Here is a 23,338-nt window from a genome sequence, read left to right as displayed (position 1 = left end):
GAGGCGTTTTTTAATTTTTATATAGCAAATTTGACGAGTCGAATAGTGGCAAAACAGATCCAAGCGATTCGCGGAATGAACGACATTCTGCCTACCCAAAGTCCTTTATGGCAAAAACTTGAAACCGTATTACGTGACACCGTTGGGTCATATGGTTACAGCGAAATTCGTACTCCTATCGTTGAAAGTACAGATCTCTTTAAGCGCTCTATCGGTGAAGTGACTGATATCGTTGAAAAAGAGATGTATACCTTTGAAGATAGAAACGGTGACAGTTTAACGCTGCGTCCTGAAGGCACGGCCTCTACAGTACGTGCGGGTAACGAACATGGTTTGCTATATAACCAAGAGCAACGCTTGTGGTATATGGGTCCAATGTTCCGTCATGAGCGTCCACAAAAAGGTCGTTACCGTCAATTCCACCAGTTTGGCGTTGAAGTTTACGGAATTCCAAGCGCTGATATCGATGCTGAAGTATTGATGTTATCTGCAAAGTTGTGGGAAAAGCTTGGTATTTCTGAACATGTAACACTAGAGCTAAATACTTTAGGTGATACAGAAGAGCGTGCGGCATACCGCGATGCATTAATTGCTTTCTTAGAGCAACATAAAGATGTATTAGATGAAGATAGTCAACGCCGCATGTACAGTAACCCGCTGCGCGTTCTGGATTCTAAAAATGCTGATGTACAGGCGCTTTTGGCTGATGCACCTGTCTTAATGGATTACTTCGGTGAAGATACACGTTCACATTTTTCACATTTATGTGAACTCTTAGAGGCTGTCGGCATCCAATACACAATCAATCCTCGCCTAGTGCGTGGTTTAGATTATTATAATCGCACAGTTTTTGAGTGGGTGACTTCAAGCTTAGGTTCACAGGGCACAGTTTTAGCTGGTGGACGATATGATGGTCTTGTGGGGCAACTTGGTGGTAAGCCAACACCTGCTGTAGGCTTCGCAATGGGTATTGAGCGCATTGTATTACTACTGCAAACTCTTGAGCTAGATAAGGACATTGGTCCAGCTGTTGACGTATACGTTACAGCGATGGGCGAAAGCTGTCGGATTGAGGCATTTAAAATCGCCCAAGAACTAAGAGCAAGCTTGCCTGCAGCAAAAGTGATGAGCCATTGTGGTGGCGGTAACTTTAAGAAGCAGATGAAGCGAGCCGATAAGAGTGGTGCCACTGTTGCATTAGTTATTGGTGAAGATGAAGTGGCCAACAACCAAGTAGCAGTGAAACACCTTCGCGAAGATAAAGCACAAGAATTGGTTGCCCGTGATGCATTGGCGGCTTATATTGCAGAACTGATTTAAAAGGGGAAGACTTAAGTGGAAATCTATAGCACAGAAGAGCAACAAGTAGATGCTATCAAACAGTTCTGGAAAGATTACGGCACATCAGTAGTAATTGGTGCTGTTGTCGGTTTAGGTGGATTATTCGGTTGGAACTATTACTCTGACTACCAAGTAGCTCAAGCAGAAGCTGCTTCTGAGTCATTCCAAGCTTTGAGCAGTCAAAACACTGCTGATGCTGCAATGTTAAGTGCAGCAGAAAGCTTTGCTAAAGAGCACGGCCAAAAAGGTTATCAATCGCTACTTGAGCTACTAGTGGCCAAATCAGCGGTTGAAACTGGCGACCTTGCTAAAGCTGAAGCAACGCTTAAAACTATTATTGCGACTAATGCAGATAGCAGCATTGTTCTTATTGCTACTATGCGTCTAGCACGTGTACAAGCAGAACAAGGCCAATTTGCTACTGCGATTGCAACGCTAGACCAAGTAACGGATGTTGCTTCTGCAGCTCAAAGAGATGAGCTAAAAGGTGATTTCTTAGTACGCCAAGGCGAAACAGAGAAGGCAAAGATTGCCTATCAAACAGCAGTAGACAATGGTGGCACTATGACTAGTCCAACATTACAAATGAAGCTTGATAATCTGAACAAGGCATAAGGAATCTGCCCATGAAGTCTTGGTGCAAAACACTGCTCGTATGTGGCATGAGTTTAGGTATGTTGTCAGCATGTTCATCTAGCGATGTAGAAGAAGAACCGATAACGCCACTTAGCGAAATCGAAGCAAGTGTGTTTCCAGAAGTAAGTTGGAGCGCAAATGTTGGTGATGGTGTAGGTGACTACTATTCACGTTTACGTCCTGCTGCACGCTACGACAAACTGTTTGTAGCAGATCGTTACGGTAAGGTTGAAGCATTTGACGAAGTCACTGGCGAACGCGTTTGGGAAAATGACTTTAGCTCAGCATTTAGAGATAATGCGTTAGCTAAAAACAAAGGTGCACGTTTAGCTGGTGGTGTAACTGCTGCGCGTAACAAGATTTTTGTGGGCGGTGAAAGCGGACTGTTAGCAGCATTTGATGAAGCAACAGGCGAAGCTATTTGGCATGTGGTTGCCGGTGGCGAGTTATTATCTGCACCAACTGTGGGTGAAGATGTTGTTGTTGTTAATACCGGCGCTGGTACGTTAGAGGCGTTCGATGTTGATGACGGCAGCCTACAATGGGTTTATGAAAACCAACTGCCTACCTTAACCCTTCGTGGTACAGGTGCCGCTTCATATGAAGCAGGTGGATTCTTTGTTGGCACTGCAGATGGTAAAATTGCAGTGGTGATTAAAAACAATGGGCAGGCAGCTTGGGAACAAGCAATCTACACCCCTACTGGAGGCAATGAGTTCTCACGTATGGCTGATGTGGATATGAAGCCATTGCTAGTAGGCGAAAACCTATATGCAGTTAGCTATAATGGTAATTTAGTGTCGATGGAGATGCGCACTGGTCGTATCGTATGGACACGCAGTTATTCTAGCTTTAACGAGCTAGCATACTCAGGTCTAAACCTATTTGTGGTTGATGATCACAGCCGTGTTTATGCGGTTGATAGACGTAATGGTCTAGAGTTATGGAATAATGCAGAGTTAGCTAATCGTAGTTTGACTGCACCAGTATCTTTTAAAGATTACGTGGTAGTGGGTGATTTTGAAGGCTACCTTCACTTTTTAAACAAGTCAGACGGTCAAATCGTTGGACGCGTAGAAGTGGATAGCTCTGGTTTATATAGTCAGCCATTAGTTGTTAATGACAATTTATATGTGCAGACTCGTGGTGGAAAAGTGGTTCGAGTAACACTTCCGTAAGCCAAGTCGTAAGAGATGATAAGGCCCCTGGATGTGTATCTGGGGGCTTTTTAGTTATTAGAAAATGAGTAATAGAGGCAATTAAATGATTCCTGTTGTGGCCCTAGTTGGGCGACCAAACGTTGGTAAGTCGACCCTTTTTAACCGACTTACCCGTACCAGAGATGCGCTTGTCGCTGACTTTCCTGGGCTAACTCGGGATCGTAAATACGGCCGAGCACATCTTGCAGGTTATGAGTTCATCGTAGTCGATACTGGCGGTATTGACGGCACTGAAGAAGGGATTGAAACTCGCATGGCCGAGCAATCTCTTGCTGCGATTGAAGAAGCAGATGTAGTGCTGTTTATGACTGACGCGCGCGCTGGTCTAACTGCTGCCGATCTTGCGATTGCTCAACATTTACGTAGCCGCGAAAAAACAACTTTCGTTGTTGCTAACAAAGTTGACGGTATCGATGCAGACTCTGCTTGTGCTGAGTTCTGGTCACTAGGCCTAGGTGAGGTTTACCAAATGGCTGCTGCGCAAGGTCGCGGTGTGACGAACATGATCGAATATTCTTTAGCGCCATATGCAGAAGCAATGGGCATAACTAAAGAAGAAGACGGTGATGATGACGAAGAAGAGCGTGAATACACCGAAGAACAAGCAGAAGCTGAGCAAAAACGTCTACAAGACTTGCCAATTAAGCTTGCGATTATCGGTAAGCCAAACGTCGGTAAATCAACGCTAACTAACCGTATTTTAGGTGAAGAACGCGTTGTTGTTTATGACGAGCCAGGCACCACTCGCGACAGTATTTATATTCCAATGGAGCGTCAAGGCCGTGAATATGTACTGATTGACACTGCAGGTGTGCGTCGTCGTAGTAAGGTGCATGAAACTGTTGAGAAATTCTCAGTAATTAAGACGTTGAAAGCGGTTGAAGATAGTAACGTAGTGTTGCTCGTTATTGACGCCCGTGAAGGTATTGCTGAGCAAGACTTAGGCCTATTAGGCTTTGTGCTTAACGCTGGCCGTGCATTAGTGATTGCAGTAAACAAGTGGGATGGTATTGACCAAAACGTTAAAGATCGCGTTAAGAGCGAGCTTGACCGTCGTTTAGGCTTTATCGATTTCGCCCGTATCCACTTTATTTCAGCACTTCACGGTACTGGTGTGGGTCACTTGTTTGAGTCTATCGAAGAAGCGTATGACAGTGCGACGCGCCGCGTAAGTACTTCTATGCTGACGCGTATCATGCAGATGTCACAAGACGATCACCAGCCACCATTGGTTAATGGTCGTCGTGTTAAGCTTAAGTACGCTCACGCCGGTGGTTACAACCCACCAATCGTGGTTGTACACGGTAACCAGGTTAAGAAGCTTCCAGACTCTTACAAGCGTTATATGATGAACTACTTCCGTCGTTCATTAAAAGTGATTGGTACGCCAATTCAGTTGCGCTTCCAAGAGGGCGGTAACCCGTTTGAAGGCATGAACAGCAAGAAACTTACTGTGAGCCAAGAGCGCCGCCGTAAGCGTATGGTTGGTCATATTCGCGATAAGAACAAAGATTAATTCTTTTGTTGTTTGAAATAGTCGAATGACTTTTAAAAGGAACCTTAGGGTTCCTTTTTTATTTTATGGTTACAATTATCCTTCTGAAGGAAGCTTCTTTTCTATAGCTGGTAGGGTTATTTTGCGCTTTGTTGTATTACATCTTCAAGTCGCTGTCTCAGTGGCTCGCTCATGGGAAACGTAAAGCTAGCGCCTTGCATAATTTCTACAGGCTCAATAGCCTGATCTTCTTTGTAGGCTGCAACATAGTCATTGTCGCTAACCATTTTTTGGTAATGTTTTATTGCTTCAATGGCTTTTTTTAGATCTTGGTTTTTGTAACTGAATTCTGAGGTGTGAGTTAACACGTATTCAGTGTCTCTTTGCTGTTGAAACTTTCTGTCTGTGCGACTGATAAAGCCTTGTATGCCACCGGTTTCGATATAAGAGTCGCTGGTACCTTGAATTCGGTTTACGCTTATACCGTCTGGTGTGGCTATTTGATGACCGCTCCAGAAGTTAATTTGCTCATTTTTCAAATCAATTCGAATGTCGTTTAACTCTACATGCTTATACATATCATGAGCTGTGACACGACTATTGTAGCGATATTGAACAACTAAGCTTTCAAATGGCCCGTCTCCCCCCGAATGGTGACAAGTAACACTGACAATGTCAGGTAGAGGCTCGCATAAACGATTGACTAATTCTGGTTTTAAGCCGAGCTTTAACGCCGCCGCTGTATAGGTGTCTGTAATACTGACTTTACTTTCTGTTGCAGCATATGCGCTGACATTTGATGTTGCCAATACTAAGGCGAGAGACACTTTTATTGTGTTAAGCATATTAATTTGCATCTAATCCATTATTCTCATGAGTCGTTTATAGGTAGTCTAACTGATTAATTTAGTTTAATTAAAGGCTAATCTACCAGTAATTCAGCACAAAACGCCACTGTGTTGATAAGGCTAGAAGTTATCTTCTATTAAACAACCTCACTTCAAGTTAAAGTTAACTAACTTCAACTACAGTTGAAGTGACACTGCCATCACGCAGGCGGGTTGTTAATGTGTCACCAATCTTAGTGTCACTTGGTGACTGCACCACTTTGTTTTGACCCGTAAGTGTGATGCTGTAACCACGGCTTAATGTGGCCAAAGGGCTAACGGTTTCTAATTGTTGCGTGCGGTGAGCAAGGCGCTGCTCACTCATCTTTAACTTATCATCCATGGCATCATTGAGCTTGGCGCTGAGGTAGCTCAAGCGTTGGGCTTCAAGTGTCAGGCGATGTTGCGGCGATTGATTAGCTAAGCGATTACTTAAGTTCTGCTGTTTTAAGGTAGAAGCATGTAACTTGGTTTGCATCGCTTGATGTAGGCGCAGCTGCATTTCATCGAAACTTTGCTCGTACATCTGTAGGCGGCGCTGTGGGTCTTGTTTTTGTAAGCGGTGCTCAAAGGTTTGAACTTGGCTTTGCTTCTTTAACTGATAATGCTGCCAAGCCTGTTTTAGGCGCGATAATTGCGATAACAGCTTTTGCGCTTTATTGTCGGCATCTTTTGATAACAGCTCAGCGCCTGCTGATGGCGTTGGCGCGCGTAGGTCAGCGACATAATCACTGATGGTCATATCCACTTCATGACCAACGGCAGATACAACAGGAATACCACTGTTATAAATGGTGTGGGCTAATCCTTCGTCGTTAAAACTCCATAAATCTTCGAGAGAACCGCCACCACGAGTCACCAGTAATACGTCAACTTCGCTGCGTGAGTTAGCAAGGTTGATAGCATCACAAATGCTTTTTGCAGCATCAACGCCTTGCACGGGAGTCGGGTAGATGATGACTTCAATTGATGAGTCTCGGCGTGCGAGTACATGTAAAATATCGCGAATGGCAGCGCCCGTTGGCGAGGTCACAACACCGATTTTTTGAATGTTAGCGGGGAGCGGGCGTTTAGTGTCGCTGGCAAATAAACCTTCGGCTGCAAGCTTCATCTTTAACGCTTCATATTGCTGAGCGAGCAAACCATCACCTGCTGGCAGCATAGATTCAATAATTAATTGGTAATCACCGCGAGGTTCATAAACGCTGATATTGCCTTTAACTAATACTTGTTGACCATTGGCTGGTCGAAAGGTCACCGCTTGGTTTCGGCCCTTAAACATGGCGCAGCGAATTTGAGAAAAATTATCTTTGAGGGTTAAATACCAATGACCAGAGCCCGGCGCCGCAAAGTTTGAAATTTCAGCATTAAGCCAAATTCGGCCAAGCTGACCCTCTAAAAGTTGCCTTACTTCACCATTAAGACGAGAGACGGTATAAACATCGTTTTTTGGGGTTTTCATAATTTTTTTTACACACAAATGCGATTTAATGTCTATTTTCCATTTACCAACCCAGATATGCAAGGTATAATCTCGCCGCAATATTTCACCTCTAATTCCTACTCTCTTGGGGAGATGTTGCATGTTAAGATTGAAAAAAGAAGCGCTTACTTTTGATGATGTGTTGCTGGTTCCAGCGCACTCTACCGTCCTCCCAAATACAGCTGTTTTAAAAACACGTCTGACGAATAAGATTGAGTTGAATACTCCAATCGTGTCTGCTGCTATGGATACTGTTACCGAAGCTCGTTTAGCTATTGCTATCGCGCAAGAAGGTGGCCTAGGTTTTATTCATAAAAACATGACGATTGAGCAGCAAGCTGAAGAAGTTCGCAAAGTAAAGATTTACGAAGCGGGTATCGTTCAGCAGCCAGTAACAGTGACACCATCAACCACATTAGCAGATCTTAAGGCATTGACCGAAAGAAACGGTTTCGCAGGTTACCCTGTTGTAAACGATGCAAATGAGCTTGTTGGTATTATTACTGGTCGAGACGTACGTTTTATCACTGATTGGTCTCGTACCGTTGATAAAGTGATGACCCCTAAAGAGCGCCTAGTAACCGTTCCTGAAGGCACTAAGTTAGATGAAGTTCAAAAGCTTATGCATTCTCACCGCGTTGAGAAAGTATTAGTTGTTGATGACAACTTCAAGCTTAAAGGTCTTATCACTGTTAAAGATTTCCAAAAAGCAGAGCGTAAGCCAAATGCATGTAAAGACGAGTTAGGTCGTTTACGTGTTGGTGCAGCTGTTGGCGCTGGTCCTGGTAACGAAGAACGTGTTGATGCCTTAGTATTAGCTGGCGTTGATATCTTGCTTATCGACTCTTCACATGGACATTCAGAAGGCGTGTTACAGCGCATTCGTGATACTCGCGCTAAATACCCTGACTTACAAATCGTTGGCGGTAACGTAGCAACAGCAGAAGGTGCGTTAGCACTTGTTGAAGCGGGCGTTAACGCAGTTAAAGTCGGTATTGGTCCTGGCTCTATCTGTACTACACGTATTGTTACTGGTGTTGGTGTACCGCAAATTACAGCTGTATCTGATGCGGCTGCAGCGGTTAAGCACTTAGACATTCCTGTTATTGCTGACGGTGGTATTCGTTTCTCTGGTGACCTTGCTAAAGCACTTGCTGCTGGCGCATCGTGCATCATGGCGGGTTCTATGTTTGCAGGTACTGATGAAGCGCCAGGTGAGACTGAGCTTTATAACGGCCGTGCATATAAGTCATACCGCGGTATGGGCTCACTAGGCGCCATGACCCAAACTCAAGGTTCGTCTGACCGTTATTTCCAAAGTGATAACGCAGCAGACAAGCTAGTACCTGAAGGTATTGAAGGTCGCGTAGCTTACAAAGGTAAGCTTAAAGAGATCATTCACCAGCACATGGGCGGCCTACGTTCATGCATGGGCCTAACAGGTTGTGCAACGATTAAAGAGCTAAATGAGAAAGCTGAATTTGTGAAAATCACTGCAGCTGGCATGGGCGAGTCTCATGTGCACGACGTGACTATTAGTAAAGAAGCACCAAACTATAGCACTCGTTCTTAATTAGTATTTTAGATATTAAAGGCGACAATTAGAGTCGCCTTTAAATTAAGCCAAATAGACAACTCATAGAGTGTTGCTGTTTGGTTAGTTAACAATGTTGAAATATAGAGATAAGGTACCCCATGAGCAACATTCATGAGCATAAGATCCTCATTTTAGATTTTGGATCGCAATACACTCAACTGATCGCCCGTCGCATTCGTGAAATCGGTGTTTATTGTGAACTTTGGGCTTGGGATGTTTCTGAAGAGCAAATTCGTGAATTCGCTCCAAACGGCATTATCTTAGCCGGTGGCCCTGAAAGTGTTACCGCTGAGAACTCACCACGCGCACCTGAATATGTGTTTAACGCTGGCGTACCTGTACTAGGTATTTGTTACGGCATGCAAACCATGTCTGAGCAGCTTGGTGGTAAAGTTATTCAAGGTGTGGGTGAAGGCGAATTTGGTTATGCGCAAGTTGAAGTGCAAACTGAATCTGCATTATTTAAAGCGATTGAAGACGCAATCAGCGAAACAGGCAAGCCACTACTTGACGTATGGATGAGCCACGGCGACAAAGTATCTGAAATCCCAGAAGGTTTTGTTGCAGTAGCAAAAACTGAAACATGTCCGTTTGCGGCTATGGCAAATGAAGACAAACAGTTCTACGGCGTGCAGTTCCACCCTGAAGTGACTCACACCCGTCAAGGTAAGCGTATGCTTGAGCATTTCGCCCTTGAGATCTGTGGCTGTCCAGCAAACTGGAAACCATCTTCAATTATTGAAGATGCCGTTGAGCGCTTAAAAGAGCAGATCGGTGATGACGAAGTTATCTTAGGTCTATCTGGTGGTGTTGATTCATCTGTTGTTGCTATGCTGTTACACCGCGCAATTGGTGACAAGCTAACTTGTGTATTTGTTGATAACGGTCTACTTCGTTTGAACGAAGCGCAGCAAGTTATGGATATGTTTGGTGACCACTTCGGTCTAAACATTGTTCATGTTGATGCTGAAAACCGTTTCCTAGATGCAATGGCTGGTGAAGCAGAACCTGAAGCTAAGCGCAAGATCATTGGCCGCGTATTCGTAGAGATCTTCGATGAAGAATCTAAGAAGTGCGTTAACGCTAAATGGCTTGCTCAAGGCACTATCTACCCAGATGTTATTGAGTCTGCTGGTAGCGCAACGGGTAAAGCACACTGCATTAAGTCACACCATAACGTTGGCGGTTTGCCAGACGATATGGCAATGGGTCTGGTTGAGCCATTACGTGAACTGTTTAAAGATGAAGTGCGTAAGATTGGTCTAGAGCTAGGTCTTCCATACGACATGCTTTACCGTCACCCGTTCCCAGGACCTGGTCTTGGTGTACGTGTTCTTGGTGAAGTAAAGAAAGAATACTGTGACTTGCTACGTTTAGCTGATGCGATTTTCATCGAAGAGCTACACAAAGCTGACCTTTACAACAAGGTAAGCCAAGCATTTACTGTATTCCTGCCAGTTCGTTCTGTAGGTGTAATGGGCGACGGTCGTAAGTACGACTGGGTTGTTTCACTACGTGCAGTTGAAACTATCGACTTTATGACAGCGCATTGGGCACACTTACCTTATGATTTCCTAGGTCGTGTATCTAACCGTATCATTAACGAAGTTGATGGTATTTCGCGCGTCGTTTACGATATTTCAGGTAAGCCACCTGCAACGATTGAGTGGGAATAATCTTCGGATTATAATAACGCTTAAATAAAAGGTGCTTCGGCACCTTTTTTATTGGCGCTAGCGTCAACATTATCTTTGGAGCTCGATTTGTCACAGTTTGACTCAATAGAACAACAAGATCTTCATTTCATGAAAATGGCAATGGAGATGGCAACCAAAGCCGAAGAGAGGGGCGAAGTCCCTGTTGGCGCAGTGTTGGTTAAAGACGGTGAGGTGGTAAGCGCTGGGTTTAATTATAGTATTGGTTTGCACGACCCGAGCGCACACGCTGAAATGCAGTGTCTGCGTCAAGCAGGAAAGATAATGCAAAATTATCGTCTGCTCGATACGACGCTTTACGTCACCCTTGAGCCTTGCGCAATGTGCGCAGGAGCGATTGTGCATTCTCGAGTAAGCCGCTTAGTCTTTGGTGCCAAAGACTTGAAAACCGGTGCTGCTGGTACGGTTGTTGATATTGTGCGCCACAGCGCTTTTAATCACTTAGTCGAAGTCGACTCGGGAGTGTTAGAGCAAGAGTGTGCAGAGCAGTTGAGTGCGTTCTTTAGACGCCGTAGAAAAGAGATTAAGGCGGCTAAAGTGTTGGCGAAACAACAAGCGTTAGAAAATGGTGAGAGCCACGGTCGTACTAAGGATTAAAAAAGCTATCTTCAGCAGGTTTTATAAATACGAAAAACTGCTTCTGGCGGCTTAGTACTTTTTGGTGACGTGTTTTTAGCTGACTACGGCGGCGCGCAGCAACATTGTTGATTGCTTTTTTTCTCATATTAGCCTCACTGTTATTGTTACTTATCAGTATTGTATTTATCAGTATTCGACGTCGAACTTACTTAGTGTGTATGTTTTTGCTAAATTGTCTTACTACTATTTAGCAAACTTCGATATCAAAAGTCTACGCGAGAGTTATTAATCTTTGATGAATTTACAGAATAAACAACGAGTGTGATGCAGTAGACATGACTAGCATTAGTTGAGGTTGATTGGAATATTAAACGCTAATTGTTCTTTGCTTAATTCACTTCTGGTGATTGGTTGAGTAAAGGTTGTTGAGGCACCTGAATATCGACTACCTCTTCTTGGATCTCTGCTGTTTGAAGTGGCTTGTTTCTAAGCTCAAGCAACATGTTCTGGTTATCAATCCAAACGAGGGTGTCATAATAGCGACGAATGCTATCAACATAGTGTACAGCCTCATTGCCGCGGGCATAACCGTAACGTGTCTTTTTGTAATATTTACGCTTTTGCAGCAGTGGCAATACTGATTTCACATCACGCCATGCACTCGGGTTTAAGCCCTGAGCTTGCGCCAATTTACGCGCATCTTCAACATGACCTAAGCCAATGTTATAAGAGGCGAGGGCAAACCACATACGTTGGCTTTCAGGGATAGAGTTCGGCAGCCGCTCAAGCATACTGTTTAAGTATTTCGCGCCACCTTGGATGCTCTGATACGGATCAAGACGGTTTTTAATTCCCATTTGTTTTGCTGTGGGTAATGTCAGCATCATTAAGCCACGCACGCCGGTTGGAGAGCGGGCATTTGGGTTCCAATGAGACTCTTGATAAGCGGTTGCTGCGAGCTTACGCCAATCGATATCGCCAGCGTATTTTTCAAAAGTAGCTTGATACTTAGGTAACTTGTTGTCGATGGCGCGAATAAAGGCGCGGGTATCTACATAGTCAAAACGCTTTACATGAGCAAAGTACTTTTCATTTAAGTGAGCCAACGTTCCGTTGCGCTTTTCTATATGCCAAAAAGCCAACAACTCACTCATTAGTTTGTCGCTGTTATTGGCCGGTAGTAACCACACTACAGGCTGCTTTTCTTTTAACACTAGACCTTCACGTAGCTCTGGCATAAAGCGGCGATTAATATCTAAGCTAGTTGAGTCGGCAATAGTGTAAGGAATATCGCCCGCCGCAATCATGGTTAGTAATTCTTCGGCATCTTTACCTTTTTCCTGATTCCAAACTAAGTCAGGGTTAGATTTCTGCAATTCCGTTAAGGTATCAACAAAAGAAGAGTTGGTGATAACCGTGATTTCACCGTCGAGGTTATTAATGCTTTTAGGGACAGGAGTACCTTGGCGGTAAACCAAGACTTGGTTTACGCGGTAAAGCGGCGGGCCGACTCTAAACTGCTCTCTTCTAGCGGGAGTGTCACCTAAGCCAGCTGCAATAATATCAATTTCGCCTTGTCTCATTGCGCCATAAAGCTCACCAATATTGGCAAACGGCTTCATAGTTAATTTAAGATCTAGGTATGTGGCAAACCGCTCAGCCATTTCGTAATCGTAACCAGAGTCACCCTGACCAGAGGTAAAATAAATTTGTGGGCCGTAAAGCGTTCCTACAACTAACTCTGTAGGCTCGGGAATAAAGGCGGGTTTTTCTTGCTCCACGACGACTTTCTGGCAGGCAGCCAGTAAGGTTATACAACATAGAGTCAGCAAGAGTTTGTTCATTGGTTACTTTTTGTTAGCGCTTTACTTTCAAGCAAATAGCCGTCGATTATACCACAAACTTAGTCGCCGTAAAAAAATCGCATTTTGCTTGATGAACCTTAGTTTTAGTATGTACTTAAATTGTAGATTTGCAGAGAATTGAGCTGAACAAGGGTAAATAAATTCAGTGCGCTTTTTCCTATACAGGAAACACTGTTTTCAATAGCGACTGCTGATGATTTGTGACAAACATTTCCCTATAATAGCGCCCAGATCTGACCCTGCAATTATAATATATAAGGTGAAAAGACGTGATGGAGATCATCCGCGGAGCCCCTGCACTTTCGGCGTTTAGAGTTCAGAAGCTGATGCAAGCTTGTGAATCGGCAGCACTACCAGTGCGCCACATCTATGCTGAGTTTGTCCATTTAGCTGATTTGAAAGAGTCGTTAAATGAAGAAGAAAGTCAACAGCTTGAAAAAATCCTAACCTACGGCCCCGCTATTGAAGCGCACACGCCAGAAGGTCATCTCCACTTCGTTACACCCCGTCCCGGCACCATTTCTCCTTGGTCATCAAAAGCAACAGATATTGCCCACAATTGTGGTCTGAATAAGGTAAAGCGCCTAGAGCGTGGTATTGCCTATTATGTTGAGAGCGATGAACTAAGCAGCGAGCAAACTAAAGTATTAACTGCACTATTACATGACCGCATGGTTGAAGTGATGTTGCCAAGCTTTGATGATGCAAGCGTGTTATTTGCTCGCACAGAGCCGGCAAAGTTCACTAGCGTTGATGTACTTGGCGCAGGACGTGTTGCACTAGAGCAAGCTAACACTAAACTAGGCTTGGCTTTGGCTGATGATGAAATTGACTACCTAGTTGAGAATTTTACTCGACTAGGTCGTAACCCGAACGATATTGAGCTAATGATGTTTGCTCAGGCGAACTCAGAGCATTGTCGTCATAAAATATTTAACGCAGATTGGACAATCGATGGCGAAGTACAGCCAAAGTCATTGTTCAAGATGATTAAAAATACCTTCGAGAAGACACCGGACAATGTGTTATCTGCTTATAAAGATAACGCCGCGGTAATGACAGGCTCTACAGCTGGTCGTTTCTTCCCGAAACAAGATGGTGTTTACGGCTACCACACTGAGCCAATGCATATCTTGATGAAAGTTGAAACTCACAACCACCCAACAGCAATTAGTCCATACCCTGGTGCAGCGACAGGCAGCGGTGGTGAAATTCGTGATGAAGGCGCAACAGGCCGCGGCTCTAAGCCAAAAGCGGGCCTAACAGGTTTTAGTGTATCAAACCTTAAGATCCCAGGTTTTGTTCAGCCATGGGAAGCCGATTACGGTAAGCCTGATCGCATCGTGACGGCTTTGGATATTATGACCGAAGGCCCATTAGGCGGCGCGGCATTTAATAACGAGTTTGGTCGTCCGGCACTTGTAGGTTACTTCCGTACTTACGAGCAAGAAGTTAACAGCCATAACGGCGTTGAAGTGCGCGGTTATCATAAGCCAATCATGCTTGCGGGTGGTTTAGGTAATATCCGTGAAGAGCACGTACAAAAAGGCGAGATTACCGTTGGCGCTAAGCTAGTGGTACTTGGCGGCCCAGCGATGAATATCGGCTTGGGCGGCGGCGCGGCCTCATCAATGACATCGGGCCAATCAAGTGAAGATTTAGACTTTGCCTCTGTACAGCGTGAAAACCCAGAAATGGAGCGTCGTTGCCAAGAGGTTATCGACCGCTGCTGGCAGATGGGTGATGACAACCCAATCCAGTTTATTCACGATGTGGGCGCGGGTGGATTATCAAATGCATTCCCTGAGTTGGTAAATGATGGCGAACGTGGCGGTAAGTTTGAGTTACGTAAAGTACCGTCTGATGAGCCAGGTATGAGTCCATTAGAGATTTGGTGTAACGAGTCACAAGAACGTTATGTGATGTCAATTGCACCAGAGAACATCGAGCTATTTACTCAAATTTGTCAGCGTGAGCGTGCTCCGTTTGCGGTTGTGGGTGTTGCTACAGCAGAAAAAGAGCTAGTTCTAAGTGATGAGCACTTTGAAAACCATCCAATCGATTTGCCACTGGAAGTGCTATTAGGCAAAGCGCCTAAGATGAGCCGCGATGTAGTAAGCGCTAAAGCTAACTCTGCAGCACTTGACCAAACTGGTATTGAAGTGAAAGAAGCGGCGCACCGCTTACTGCGTTTGCCAACGATTGCCGAAAAGACTTTCCTTATCACCATCGGCGACAGAACGGTAACAGGCTTAGTTAACCGTGACCAAATGGTGGGCCCATGGCAGGTACCGGTAGCCGATTGCGCGGTAACAGCGTCAAGCTACGACTCATACACAGGTGAAGCCATGTCTATGGGTGAGCGCACGCCGCTTGCACTACTAGACTTTGGCGCATCGGCGCGTATGGCGGTAGCTGAATCGATTTTGAATATTGCTGGTACTGATATCGGCTCGTTCAAGCACATTAAGTTGTCTGCTAACTGGATGTCTCCTGCTGGCCACCCAGGTGAAGACGCAGGTCTTTATGAAGCGGTTAAAGCTATTGGCGAAGAGCTGTGCCCTGATTTGTCTTTGACAATTCCAGTGGGTAAAGACTCAATGTCGATGAAGACAGCTTGGGAAGATAAAGGCGTTCAAAAGACGGTTACCTCGCCAATGTCATTAGTCATTACGGCATTTGGTGTGGTGCAAGATGTGCGTAATACGGTAACGCCAGAGCTGCGCACCGATAAAGGTGACACTGACTTATTACTGCTTGATCTGGGTCTTGGTCAAAACCGCTTAGGCGGTTCTTGCTTAGCGCAGGTATACAGTGAGCTAGGTGATATCGCTCCAGATCTTGATAACTCAGCAACACTGAAAGGCTTCTTTGAAACTATTCAGCCAATGATTGCCGATAAGTCGATTATTGCTTACCACGACAGAAGTGATGGAGGTCTTTACACCACACTAGTTGAAATGGCGTTTGCGGGTCACACTGGGCTAAATGTTGATTTAAGTGCTCTGACAGGTACAGACGTTGAACGCTTGTTTAACGAAGAGCTAGGTGCAGTGATTCAAGTTCGTCGTCAAGACGTTGCGATTATCACTGAAAAGTTTGCAGCAGCAGGCGTACCTTGCCATAAAGTGGCTGAGCTTACAGAAAATGACAGCATTGCAATCTTTGATGGTACGCGTGAAGTATTAACCGAAACTCGTACTTCACTACGTACTATTTGGGCTGAAACTACGTACCGCATGCAAGCGCTACGTGACAACCCTGAATGTGCTAAAGAAGAGTTCGAGCTTAAGCAAGACACCAAGGACTTAGGTCTAACCGTTCATTTAAGTTTCGATCCAAGTGAAGACGTTGCCGCGCCATTTATCTTAAAAGGCGCAGCACCTAAGATGGCTATCTTGCGTGAGCAGGGCGTTAACTCGCATATCGAAATGGCGGCGGCATTTGACCGCGCAGGTTTCGAATCGACTGACGTACATATGAGTGACATCTTAAGCGGGCGTATAAGTCTAGAGCAGTTCCAAGGTCTAGTGGCGTGTGGTGGCTTCTCTTACGGTGACGTACTAGGCGCGGGTGAAGGTTGGGCTAAGTCGATTCTGTTTAACGAGCGTGCTCGTGAGCAGTTTAGCCAATTCTTCGAGCGCAACGATAGCTTCTCGCTAGGAGTGTGTAATGGTTGTCAGATGCTATCTAACCTTAAAGACATCATTCCTGGCACTGAGTTATGGCCACACTTTGTGCGTAACCGCTCTGAGCGCTTTGAAGCGCGTTTTAGTTTGGTTGAAGTGCAGAAGAGCCCGTCGTTATTCTTCCAAGGTATGGAAGGCTCTCGTATGCCAATCGCTGTGTCTCACGGTGAAGGTCGCGCTGAGTTTGCATCGCCTGAAGCGTTAGCAGCGGCAGAAGCGTCTGGTACGGTTGCACTGCGTTATGTTGATGGCAATGGCCAAATCGCAACTCAGTATCCACAAAACCCGAATGGCTCACCAAATGCGATTACCGCATTGAGCTCAACTGACGGCCGAGTGACGATTATGATGCCGCACCCTGAGCGCGTATTTAGAACCGTTGCTAACTCATGGCATCCTGAATCTTGGGGTGAAGATAGCCCTTGGATGAGAATGTTCCGCAATGTGAGAAAGTCAGTCGGCTAATATACTGTTTGCTGATGTAGCGTTAGTCTGACTAACGAAAAGCCCCTATTAATAGGGGCTTTTTTTTGCCTGAAATATTTAATAGTTAATCGTTAGACCAAAGAAGTACCACTAAACAATGGATTAGAGAGCATTTACTGCTAAATGGAATGCTAATTAATCTGTTTTGTAGTAGTTAAAGCAAGTTTATCCATAAGCTGAGGTTATGCATACTCTTTGGCTTTAGAGTATGGGGGACAGTTTTAAGCGAGAATAATTCGCCAGACATAAAAAAGCCCTCCTTATTGCTAAGGAGGGCCGCTTTGCGCTAACAAAACTTCAAGAATTATCTTGCATTATAAAGTCGTACTTATAGCTCTCTAGAAGTATAAAGTTCAACGAAAACACGCTGATAGCTAACAACTAGACGCTCAAATAATTTTGTCATAACAGTTTCTCCACATAGAAAGATGATTTAAGCGGAGTTAGTCTTTACCGGGCTACTTCACCGGGTTGGCTAGACCGTCTCCTTAACTTGGTGCTCATTTTAGGCGAGGTCTAATTTTTGATCAAACGAGAAAAATTGCATTCAATCATTAGTAAAGCTAATGATTGAATCTTCGGTTTTTATTGATTTTCAATCTTGGATTTTATAACTAACTGTTTCTTATGGTTTATTTGTAAAGAGTCTTATTTTTGCAGTTGGATTTGCAATACCTGAGTTGTTGCTAAAGTTGTTAACATCTAGTGTTTTGTTGCTTTGGTAGTAAATTAAATGTGTATCTGCTGAAAATATTTGTTTTGCCTATTTATTATTCATCCCTATCATGAGTTTTTTGTGTTGTCAACTGCCTCTAGGGTGGAACTGTGTGCTTCACCCCAAAACCCATTGAAACCGAATGCTTTGATTGATTTGAATCAATTTTGAATGTTATAAAAACCCTGCGGATAACCTTATTTCGTCTTGCAAGTGACTGATATTAACTAATTTGTTTATTCTTTATTTGCGTATTCGAGAAGGGAATCACAACAGCCATTGAAAATGTGATCGCAAGCGTGGGTTTGCTAGTGTTTTTGGCTTTAAAATACAAAATTTATGAATTAAACAACGAATCGCGGTTGAAGTTGGAGTTTTGTTACAAAACCTGACCGTTTTACTGCATTAATATTCCTATATAGGCAATCACTCTCGTTGATGGGGATCTAACGAAAGTGATTTGACGCACCACCTAAGGAGTCACAAATGATTTTAGAAGAGGTTGTTGAGCTGTCGCGTTTCCAGTTTGCGATGACAGCCATGTATCACTTCCTATTTGTTCCCTTGACCTTGGGGTTAGCATTCTTGCTAGCCATTATGGAATCACTTTATGTGATGACTAATAAGCAAATCTATAAAGATATGACCAAGTTCTGGGGTAAGTTATTCGGTATCAACTTTGCACTTGGCGTTGCAACTGGTTTGGCGATGGAGTTCCAATTCGGAACTAACTGGTCATACTATTCGCATTACGTCGGTGACATTTTTGGTGCACCACTTGCTATTGAAGGCTTAATGGCATTCTTCCTAGAATCTACTCTTGTGGGTATGTTCTTCTTTGGTTGGGATCGTTTCAGCAAACGTCAGCATTTAGCGGTAACTTGGTTAGTTGCGCTAGGTTCTAACATGTCTGCATTGTGGATTCTGGTTGCTAACGGCTGGATGCAAAACCCAGTGGGTAGCACATTCAACTACGAAACCATGCGTATGGAAATGACCAGCTGGGGTGAAGTGTTATTTAACCCAGTTGCACAGGTGAAGTTCGTTCACACTGTAGCGTCAGGCTATGTAGCGGGTGCGATGTTCGTTCTTGCAATCAGTGCTTACTATATCCTTAAGAAGCGTGATCTACCGTTTGCACGTCGCTCATTTGCGATTGCAGCAAGTTTCGGTATGGCATCTATCCTATCTGTAATCGTTCTTGGTGACGAATCAGGCTACAAGGTAGGTGAAGTGCAACGCGTTAAGTTAGCAGCAATTGAAGCTGAATGGCACACTGAGCCAGCTCCAGCCGCATTTACTGCAGTAGGTTTCCCAAATCAAGAAACTCACGAAACAGACTTCGCAGTTAAAATTCCTTATGCAATGGGTATTATTGCAACGCGTTCGCTTGATGAGCAAGTTACCGGTATTAAAGATCTAATTGCTGAGCACGAAGTGCGTATTCGTAACGGTATGGTGGCATACGGTCTACTTGAGCAATTACGTGCAGGTAATGAAACTCCTGAAATCCGTGCGGCATTTGAAGAAGCTAAAGTTGACCTAGGTTACGGTCTACTACTGAAGCGTTACACTGACAAAGTGGTTGATGCAACAGATGAGCAGATCAAAGCAGCTGCTGATGATTCTATTCCAAACGTAGCACCTATGTTCTGGTCTTTCCGTGTCATGGTTGGCGCCGGTATGGTGATGTTACTCGTATTTGCTGCAGCATTTTGGCAGAGCACGCGTCATCAAATCGAAGAGAAGAAGTGGGTTCTTAAAGCGGCACTTTACAGCTTACCGCTACCGTGGATTGCTATTGAGTGTGGTTGGTTTGTGGCTGAATACGGCCGTCAACCTTGGACGATTTCTGAAGTGTTACCGACATTCATGTCAGCCTCTAGCTTGTCAGTAGGCGACCTAATGTTCAGTATCATCTCTATTACGCTGTTCTATACCATCTTGCTAGTGATTGAACTGTTCTTAATGATTAAGTTCGCACGTATTGGCCCAAGCTGTTTGAAGACGGGTCGCTATCACTTTGAAAAGCTTGATGCCTAAACTGGAGATCTGATTATGTTTGATTATGAAATGTTAAGATTCATCTGGTGGGCACTGATTGGTGTGCTTTTCATCGGATTCGCTGTCACTGACGGTTTCGATATGGGTGTAGGTGCCTTATTACCGATTATCGGTAAAGACGACACTGACCGCCGTATTATGATTAACTCTATTGCGCCGCACTGGGATGGTAACCAAGTTTGGTTAATTACCGCTGGTGGTGCATTGTTCGCTGCTTGGCCTATGGTCTACGGTGTGTCTTTCTCAGGTTTTTACGTGGCAATGATGCTGACGTTGTTTGCATTGTTCATGCGTCCAGTAGGATTTGACTACCGTTCAAAGATTGAAGATCCAAGATGGCGTAAGTCTTGGGATTGGGCACTGTTTGCGGGTGGTTTTGTTCCACCGCTCATTATCGGTGTTGCGTTCGGTAACTTGCTACAAGGTGTTCCGTTTAACTTTGACGAATACCTGCGTGCAACATACCACGGCGGTTTCTTCGGTCTACTTAACGGCTTTGGTATTCTAGCTGGCCTAGTGAGCGTGAGCATGTTTATGCTTCAAGGCTCTACTTGGTTACAAATGAAGACTGAAGGCGAACTACGTGTTCGTGCAGCTAAGATGTCACAGTTGCTATCTGTAGCACTGTTCGTATTCTTCGGCGCTGCGGGTGTATGGTTAGTGAACGGTATTGACGGTTACGTGATTACTTCAGCTATCGACACATACGGCGTTTCAGACCCAACTCTGAAAACTGTTAGCGTTGAAGCTGGCGCTTGGTTAGTGAACTACGATAAGTACCCTCTGACTATGGCGTTCCCAGTGATTGGCCTACTTATGCCTATCTTAGTATTGCTATGTAGCCGTATGAACCGTAGTGGTTTTGCGTTCTTCTTTAGTTCACTAGGTATTGCTGCGGTAATTCTAACGTGTGGCGCAGCAATGTTCCCATTCGTTATGCCATCTTCACTAGAGCCAAACGTAAGTTTGACTATGTGGGATTCGACTGCAAGTGAGATGTCATTGACTGTAATGACATGGGCTGCAATCATCTTTGTACCGATTGTACTTAGCTACACGGTTTGGACTTACTTGAAGATGTTTGGTCGCTTATCTCGCGACTTCATCCAAAAGAACAAGACCTCACTTTACTAATAAGGAGCCTAGATTATGTGGTATTTCGCTTGGATTTTAGGCGTATTGTTAGCCTGTTCTTTTGGTATCATCAACGCCTTATGGCTTGAGACTACTGAGAACATGGACCGTGATGCTGAAACTGAAGATTAATCTTCTCTACAGTTAAATGGTTAAGAAAAGCCCCGCAATAGCGGGGCTTTTTGTTTCTATTGTTAAACTACTGGTTAAATTAACTATTACCATCAGGTAATAGTTAATTGCATAAATGACTAATTATCATTTTTTAATTTGACGTTATAATCCGCCACTTTATGTATTTAGACCCACCCATCGCGCGTACGGTTCTTAGCTGCTTAATTCATTGGGCGAACGCAGGATTGTTTAGTACTTGCTGATTACTTTGGAAATTTCTATGTGGAATAAAATTCGCAGTTCTCTGCCACTACAACTAATCATTGCCGCGGCAGCGGCTTGGTTATTAGCAACTGGGATCACTGAATTCACTGCCCCAAGTGAAGTGTCCACTATCAGTCAGCAGAGCTGGTACCAGTTGTTAATGCTAGGCAAAACGGTTTATATCGGTTTGCTTAAAATGGTTGTTGGGATCATGGTAATGCTCTCTTTGATTGAGGGCATCAGCAACATAGGTGCTATTGCTAAGCTGAAAACCCTCGGCCGCCGCACCGTAGGCTTTTATATATTCACCACAACGATAGCGGTTAGCCTAGGCTTAGGCGCATCTTTGTTATTGCCTCCTTGGCAGCCTCTTGCTCAAGCGGTGCCGTTAGCGGCTGGCACAAACTTGATTGAAGCGGAAGCTGCGAGTGGCAGCGCTATTGCGGGCAAAATGCTACAAATGGCATTAGTAAACCCCGTTGCAGCGATAGCTAATGGCAACTTGTTAGCCGTGGTCGTATTTGCATTCATGATAGGTATTTCGCTGCTTATCGCCTTGCCACAAGAGCATGTGTTATTTGAAGTTATTCGCGGTATGAATAAAGGCATTAATACCTTAGTTGGCGGTATTATTCGACTTTCTCCGCTGGCTATTTTCGCGATTATTCTTGAGTTTTCGATTGGCGGCAGTGAAACCCTGTTTAGCCAGCTAGCGATGTTTGCACTATTAGTGTTCGGCTTGACTATGTTACATGGGTTGGTTGTGTTACCTAGCTTGGCAAAAATGCTAACAGGTATAAAAATACGTACCTTGTTTAAGGGCATTAGCGCGCCACTTGCTATGGCTTTTGCGACGTCTTCAAGTGCTGCAACGTTGCCGCTATCGATGAAAAGTGCCGAAGAGCTAGGGGTTACTCCAGCGACTAGCAGTGTGGTATTGCCGTTAGGCTCTGTGATGAATATGGATGGTACGGCACTGTTTGAAGGTGTAGCAGCGATTTTCTTGGCGCAGCTATTCGGTGTGGACTTAACGACGACAGGGCTAATCATGATTTTTATCATGGCGATGGTTTCGTCTATTGGCGCACCCGGTATGCCATCAGGTTCAATGTCGGGGATGCAATTAGTGCTGCTTGCAGCTGGGATCCCGCTAGAGGCGATTGCAATCTTGTTGATTATTGAAAGGCCACTGGATACTTTCCGCACAGCGGTGAATGTTGAGGGCGATATTATTGCTGCCTTGGTGGTCGATAAGTGGCAGCGTAGCTAGTACATAGAGAGGCTAATGTACTGAGAAATGCACAGAGAGGTTAGTGCACTGAAAAGCGGTAATCAATATTGAACTAACCGCAACCAAATTGGTAACGGTTAGTTTTATTAGACTTTCTGGCTATTACAGCTCGGCGCGGTAAATAAACAGCGCTGTGTCCATCACCATCTCTGACACTGGAGTGGTATTAAACTGCTCAGTTGCTTGGTCGACGATTTGATAGATGTTATCTCCTGCTTTGTCTAATTCTTTGACGCTATAGCAGTTTTTAGAGGTACGTAGATCGCAGCCTTTAACCATTAAGTCAGTGGTAAAGTAAGTCGCATAAAGTGCAATTTCATTGATCTTGTCATTTTTAGTATGCAGTACTTTAATTTCTGCAACACCATCAATGGTTTCATCTGTCATCAAACGGTTTACCGCGCGCTGATACTCTTGCTTATAGGTTGCTGAATCCTTGCTAATAAATAGGTAAGAATCAAAACCTAGCTCTTCAAGTTGCAGGCCAAGATCGGTGGCAAAAGTTTTACCTACTTCAAATAGAAAGCCGTTTGCGGCTGGGTTATTTTCATAGGTAGTATTAAGACCTTCCCCAGCAATAATAAGTAATTTCTTACCTTCAACCGTGTTATTTTTGTGGCTCGCACAGCCCGCCATAATGACGATAAACGAGACTATCAATAGTTTTCTGAACATACTTTTCTCTCTATGCACTTTAATGGTGACCAATAAAAGTGTGACGCCTAAGAATTGGTGAGGACGGTAATGAGAAATTTACCAAAAA

At 44.3% G+C, this 23,338-nt stretch carries 17 protein-coding genes; 12 read left to right on the top strand and 5 right to left on the bottom strand.

Going from position 1 to position 23,338, the window contains the following annotated elements; all coding sequences use genetic code 11:
* Positions 1-45 precede the first annotated feature (45 nt).
* The 4 genes from hisS to der all read left to right on the top strand — a co-directional run bounded on the left by hisS (position 46) and on the right by der (position 4,713).
* Entirely contained in the window at positions 46-1,320 is a 1,275-nt protein-coding gene (hisS, locus tag AB4298_RS18150; protein WP_248997945.1) for a histidine--tRNA ligase, read from the top strand.
* 15 nt (positions 1,321-1,335) lie between these two features.
* Entirely contained in the window at positions 1,336-1,956 is a 621-nt protein-coding gene (locus AB4298_RS18145; RefSeq protein WP_248997944.1) for a YfgM family protein, read from the top strand.
* A gap of 11 nt (positions 1,957-1,967) precedes the next feature.
* On the top strand, positions 1,968-3,155 hold the full coding sequence (bamB, locus tag AB4298_RS18140; RefSeq protein WP_248997943.1) for an outer membrane protein assembly factor BamB: 1,188 nt from the start codon (positions 1,968-1,970) through the stop codon (positions 3,153-3,155).
* Between the two features lie 85 nt (positions 3,156-3,240).
* A complete protein-coding gene (der, locus tag AB4298_RS18135; protein WP_248997942.1) occupies positions 3,241-4,713 on the top strand; it encodes a ribosome biogenesis GTPase Der in 1,473 nt (490 codons plus the stop codon).
* A 116-nt stretch (positions 4,714-4,829) separates the two neighbouring features.
* On the opposite strand, the gene AB4298_RS18130 is transcribed toward der, so the two are convergent.
* Together AB4298_RS18130 and xseA are read right to left on the bottom strand one after the other, a co-directional pair.
* On the bottom strand, positions 4,830-5,537 hold the full coding sequence (locus AB4298_RS18130) for a hypothetical protein (RefSeq protein WP_248997941.1): 708 nt from the start codon (positions 5,535-5,537) through the stop codon (positions 4,830-4,832).
* Positions 5,538-5,703: 166 nt separating this feature from the next.
* Positions 5,704-7,041, bottom strand: coding sequence for an exodeoxyribonuclease VII large subunit (gene xseA, locus AB4298_RS18125; protein ID WP_248997940.1), 1,338 nt, complete (start codon positions 7,039-7,041; stop codon positions 5,704-5,706).
* 121 nt (positions 7,042-7,162) lie between these two features.
* On the opposite strand from xseA, the gene guaB reads away from it, so the two are divergent.
* From guaB to tadA, 3 genes are all read left to right on the top strand, one after another.
* Positions 7,163-8,635, top strand: a complete 1,473-nt coding sequence (guaB, locus tag AB4298_RS18120) for an IMP dehydrogenase (protein WP_220781142.1) — start codon at positions 7,163-7,165, stop codon at positions 8,633-8,635.
* Positions 8,636-8,757: 122 nt separating this feature from the next.
* Positions 8,758-10,335: a glutamine-hydrolyzing GMP synthase gene (guaA, locus tag AB4298_RS18115; RefSeq protein ID WP_371987797.1), complete on the top strand. Its 1,578-nt coding sequence runs from the start codon at positions 8,758-8,760 to the stop codon at positions 10,333-10,335.
* A gap of 87 nt (positions 10,336-10,422) precedes the next feature.
* Positions 10,423-10,971 carry a tRNA adenosine(34) deaminase TadA gene (gene tadA / locus AB4298_RS18110; RefSeq protein WP_283107182.1) on the top strand — a complete coding sequence of 183 codons (549 nt, stop codon included), beginning with the start codon at positions 10,423-10,425 and terminating at the stop codon, positions 10,969-10,971.
* Here tadA and AB4298_RS18105 read toward each other — a convergent pair.
* Both AB4298_RS18105 and mltF read right to left on the bottom strand, forming a co-directional pair.
* Positions 10,961-11,098: a hypothetical protein gene (locus AB4298_RS18105; protein ID WP_248997938.1), complete on the bottom strand. Its 138-nt coding sequence runs from the start codon at positions 11,096-11,098 to the stop codon at positions 10,961-10,963. The two genes, tadA and AB4298_RS18105, sit on opposite strands and share 11 nt — an antisense overlap.
* A gap of 244 nt (positions 11,099-11,342) precedes the next feature.
* A complete protein-coding gene (mltF, locus tag AB4298_RS18100) occupies positions 11,343-12,797 on the bottom strand; it encodes a membrane-bound lytic murein transglycosylase MltF (RefSeq protein WP_371987795.1) in 1,455 nt (484 codons plus the stop codon).
* A gap of 293 nt (positions 12,798-13,090) precedes the next feature.
* Here mltF and purL point away from each other — a divergent pair, with 293 nt between their 5' ends.
* The 5 genes from purL to AB4298_RS18075 all read left to right on the top strand — a co-directional run bounded on the left by purL (position 13,091) and on the right by AB4298_RS18075 (position 22,554).
* Positions 13,091-16,972: a phosphoribosylformylglycinamidine synthase gene (purL, locus tag AB4298_RS18095; RefSeq protein WP_371987868.1), complete on the top strand. Its 3,882-nt coding sequence runs from the start codon at positions 13,091-13,093 to the stop codon at positions 16,970-16,972.
* Between the two features lie 1,222 nt (positions 16,973-18,194).
* Positions 18,195-19,751 carry a cytochrome ubiquinol oxidase subunit I gene (locus AB4298_RS18090; protein ID WP_248997936.1) on the top strand — a complete coding sequence of 519 codons (1,557 nt, stop codon included), beginning with the start codon at positions 18,195-18,197 and terminating at the stop codon, positions 19,749-19,751.
* Between the two features lie 15 nt (positions 19,752-19,766).
* Positions 19,767-20,906, top strand: coding sequence for a cytochrome d ubiquinol oxidase subunit II (cydB, locus tag AB4298_RS18085; RefSeq protein ID WP_248997935.1), 1,140 nt, complete (start codon positions 19,767-19,769; stop codon positions 20,904-20,906).
* A 15-nt stretch (positions 20,907-20,921) separates the two neighbouring features.
* Positions 20,922-21,038, top strand: a complete 117-nt coding sequence (cydX, locus tag AB4298_RS18080) for a cytochrome bd-I oxidase subunit CydX (RefSeq protein ID WP_012154573.1) — start codon at positions 20,922-20,924, stop codon at positions 21,036-21,038.
* 262 nt (positions 21,039-21,300) lie between these two features.
* Positions 21,301-22,554 carry a dicarboxylate/amino acid:cation symporter gene (locus AB4298_RS18075; RefSeq protein ID WP_371987792.1) on the top strand — a complete coding sequence of 418 codons (1,254 nt, stop codon included), beginning with the start codon at positions 21,301-21,303 and terminating at the stop codon, positions 22,552-22,554.
* Positions 22,555-22,677: 123 nt separating this feature from the next.
* Here AB4298_RS18075 and AB4298_RS18070 read toward each other — a convergent pair whose 3' ends face one another.
* Positions 22,678-23,250, bottom strand: a complete 573-nt coding sequence (locus AB4298_RS18070; protein WP_371987791.1) for a hypothetical protein — start codon at positions 23,248-23,250, stop codon at positions 22,678-22,680.
* Between the last annotated feature and the right edge of the window lie 88 nt (positions 23,251-23,338).

The sequence above is a fragment of the Shewanella sp. 10N.261.52.F9 genome (genome assembly GCF_041471165.1).
Taxonomy (GTDB): Bacteria; Pseudomonadota; Gammaproteobacteria; order Enterobacterales; family Shewanellaceae; genus Shewanella; species Shewanella marinintestina.
This window is presented reverse-complemented; position numbering and strand designations above follow the sequence as displayed.

Bases quoted from the DNA above. Each gene is read 5' to 3' on its own strand.
- cydB (WP_248997935.1), top strand. From the start codon at position 19,767: ATGTTTGATTATGAAATGTTAAGATTCATCTGGTGGGCACTGATTGGT.
- AB4298_RS18105 (WP_248997938.1), bottom strand. From the start codon at position 11,098: ATGAGAAAAAAAGCAATCAACAATGTTGCTGCGCGCCGCCGTAGTCAG.
- AB4298_RS18130 (WP_248997941.1), bottom strand. From the start codon at position 5,537: ATGCTTAACACAATAAAAGTGTCTCTCGCCTTAGTATTGGCAACATCA.
- mltF (WP_371987795.1), bottom strand. From the start codon at position 12,797: ATGAACAAACTCTTGCTGACTCTATGTTGTATAACCTTACTGGCTGCC.
- purL (WP_371987868.1), top strand. From the start codon at position 13,091: ATGGAGATCATCCGCGGAGCCCCTGCACTTTCGGCGTTTAGAGTTCAG.
- AB4298_RS18070 (WP_371987791.1), bottom strand. From the start codon at position 23,250: ATGTTCAGAAAACTATTGATAGTCTCGTTTATCGTCATTATGGCGGGC.
- der (WP_248997942.1), top strand. From the start codon at position 3,241: ATGATTCCTGTTGTGGCCCTAGTTGGGCGACCAAACGTTGGTAAGTCG.
- AB4298_RS18075 (WP_371987792.1), top strand. From the start codon at position 21,301: ATGTGGAATAAAATTCGCAGTTCTCTGCCACTACAACTAATCATTGCC.
- cydX (WP_012154573.1), top strand. From the start codon at position 20,922: ATGTGGTATTTCGCTTGGATTTTAGGCGTATTGTTAGCCTGTTCTTTT.
- guaA (WP_371987797.1), top strand. From the start codon at position 8,758: ATGAGCAACATTCATGAGCATAAGATCCTCATTTTAGATTTTGGATCG.
- guaB (WP_220781142.1), top strand. From the start codon at position 7,163: ATGTTAAGATTGAAAAAAGAAGCGCTTACTTTTGATGATGTGTTGCTG.
- xseA (WP_248997940.1), bottom strand. From the start codon at position 7,041: ATGAAAACCCCAAAAAACGATGTTTATACCGTCTCTCGTCTTAATGGT.
- AB4298_RS18090 (WP_248997936.1), top strand. From the start codon at position 18,195: ATGATTTTAGAAGAGGTTGTTGAGCTGTCGCGTTTCCAGTTTGCGATG.
- bamB (WP_248997943.1), top strand. From the start codon at position 1,968: ATGAAGTCTTGGTGCAAAACACTGCTCGTATGTGGCATGAGTTTAGGT.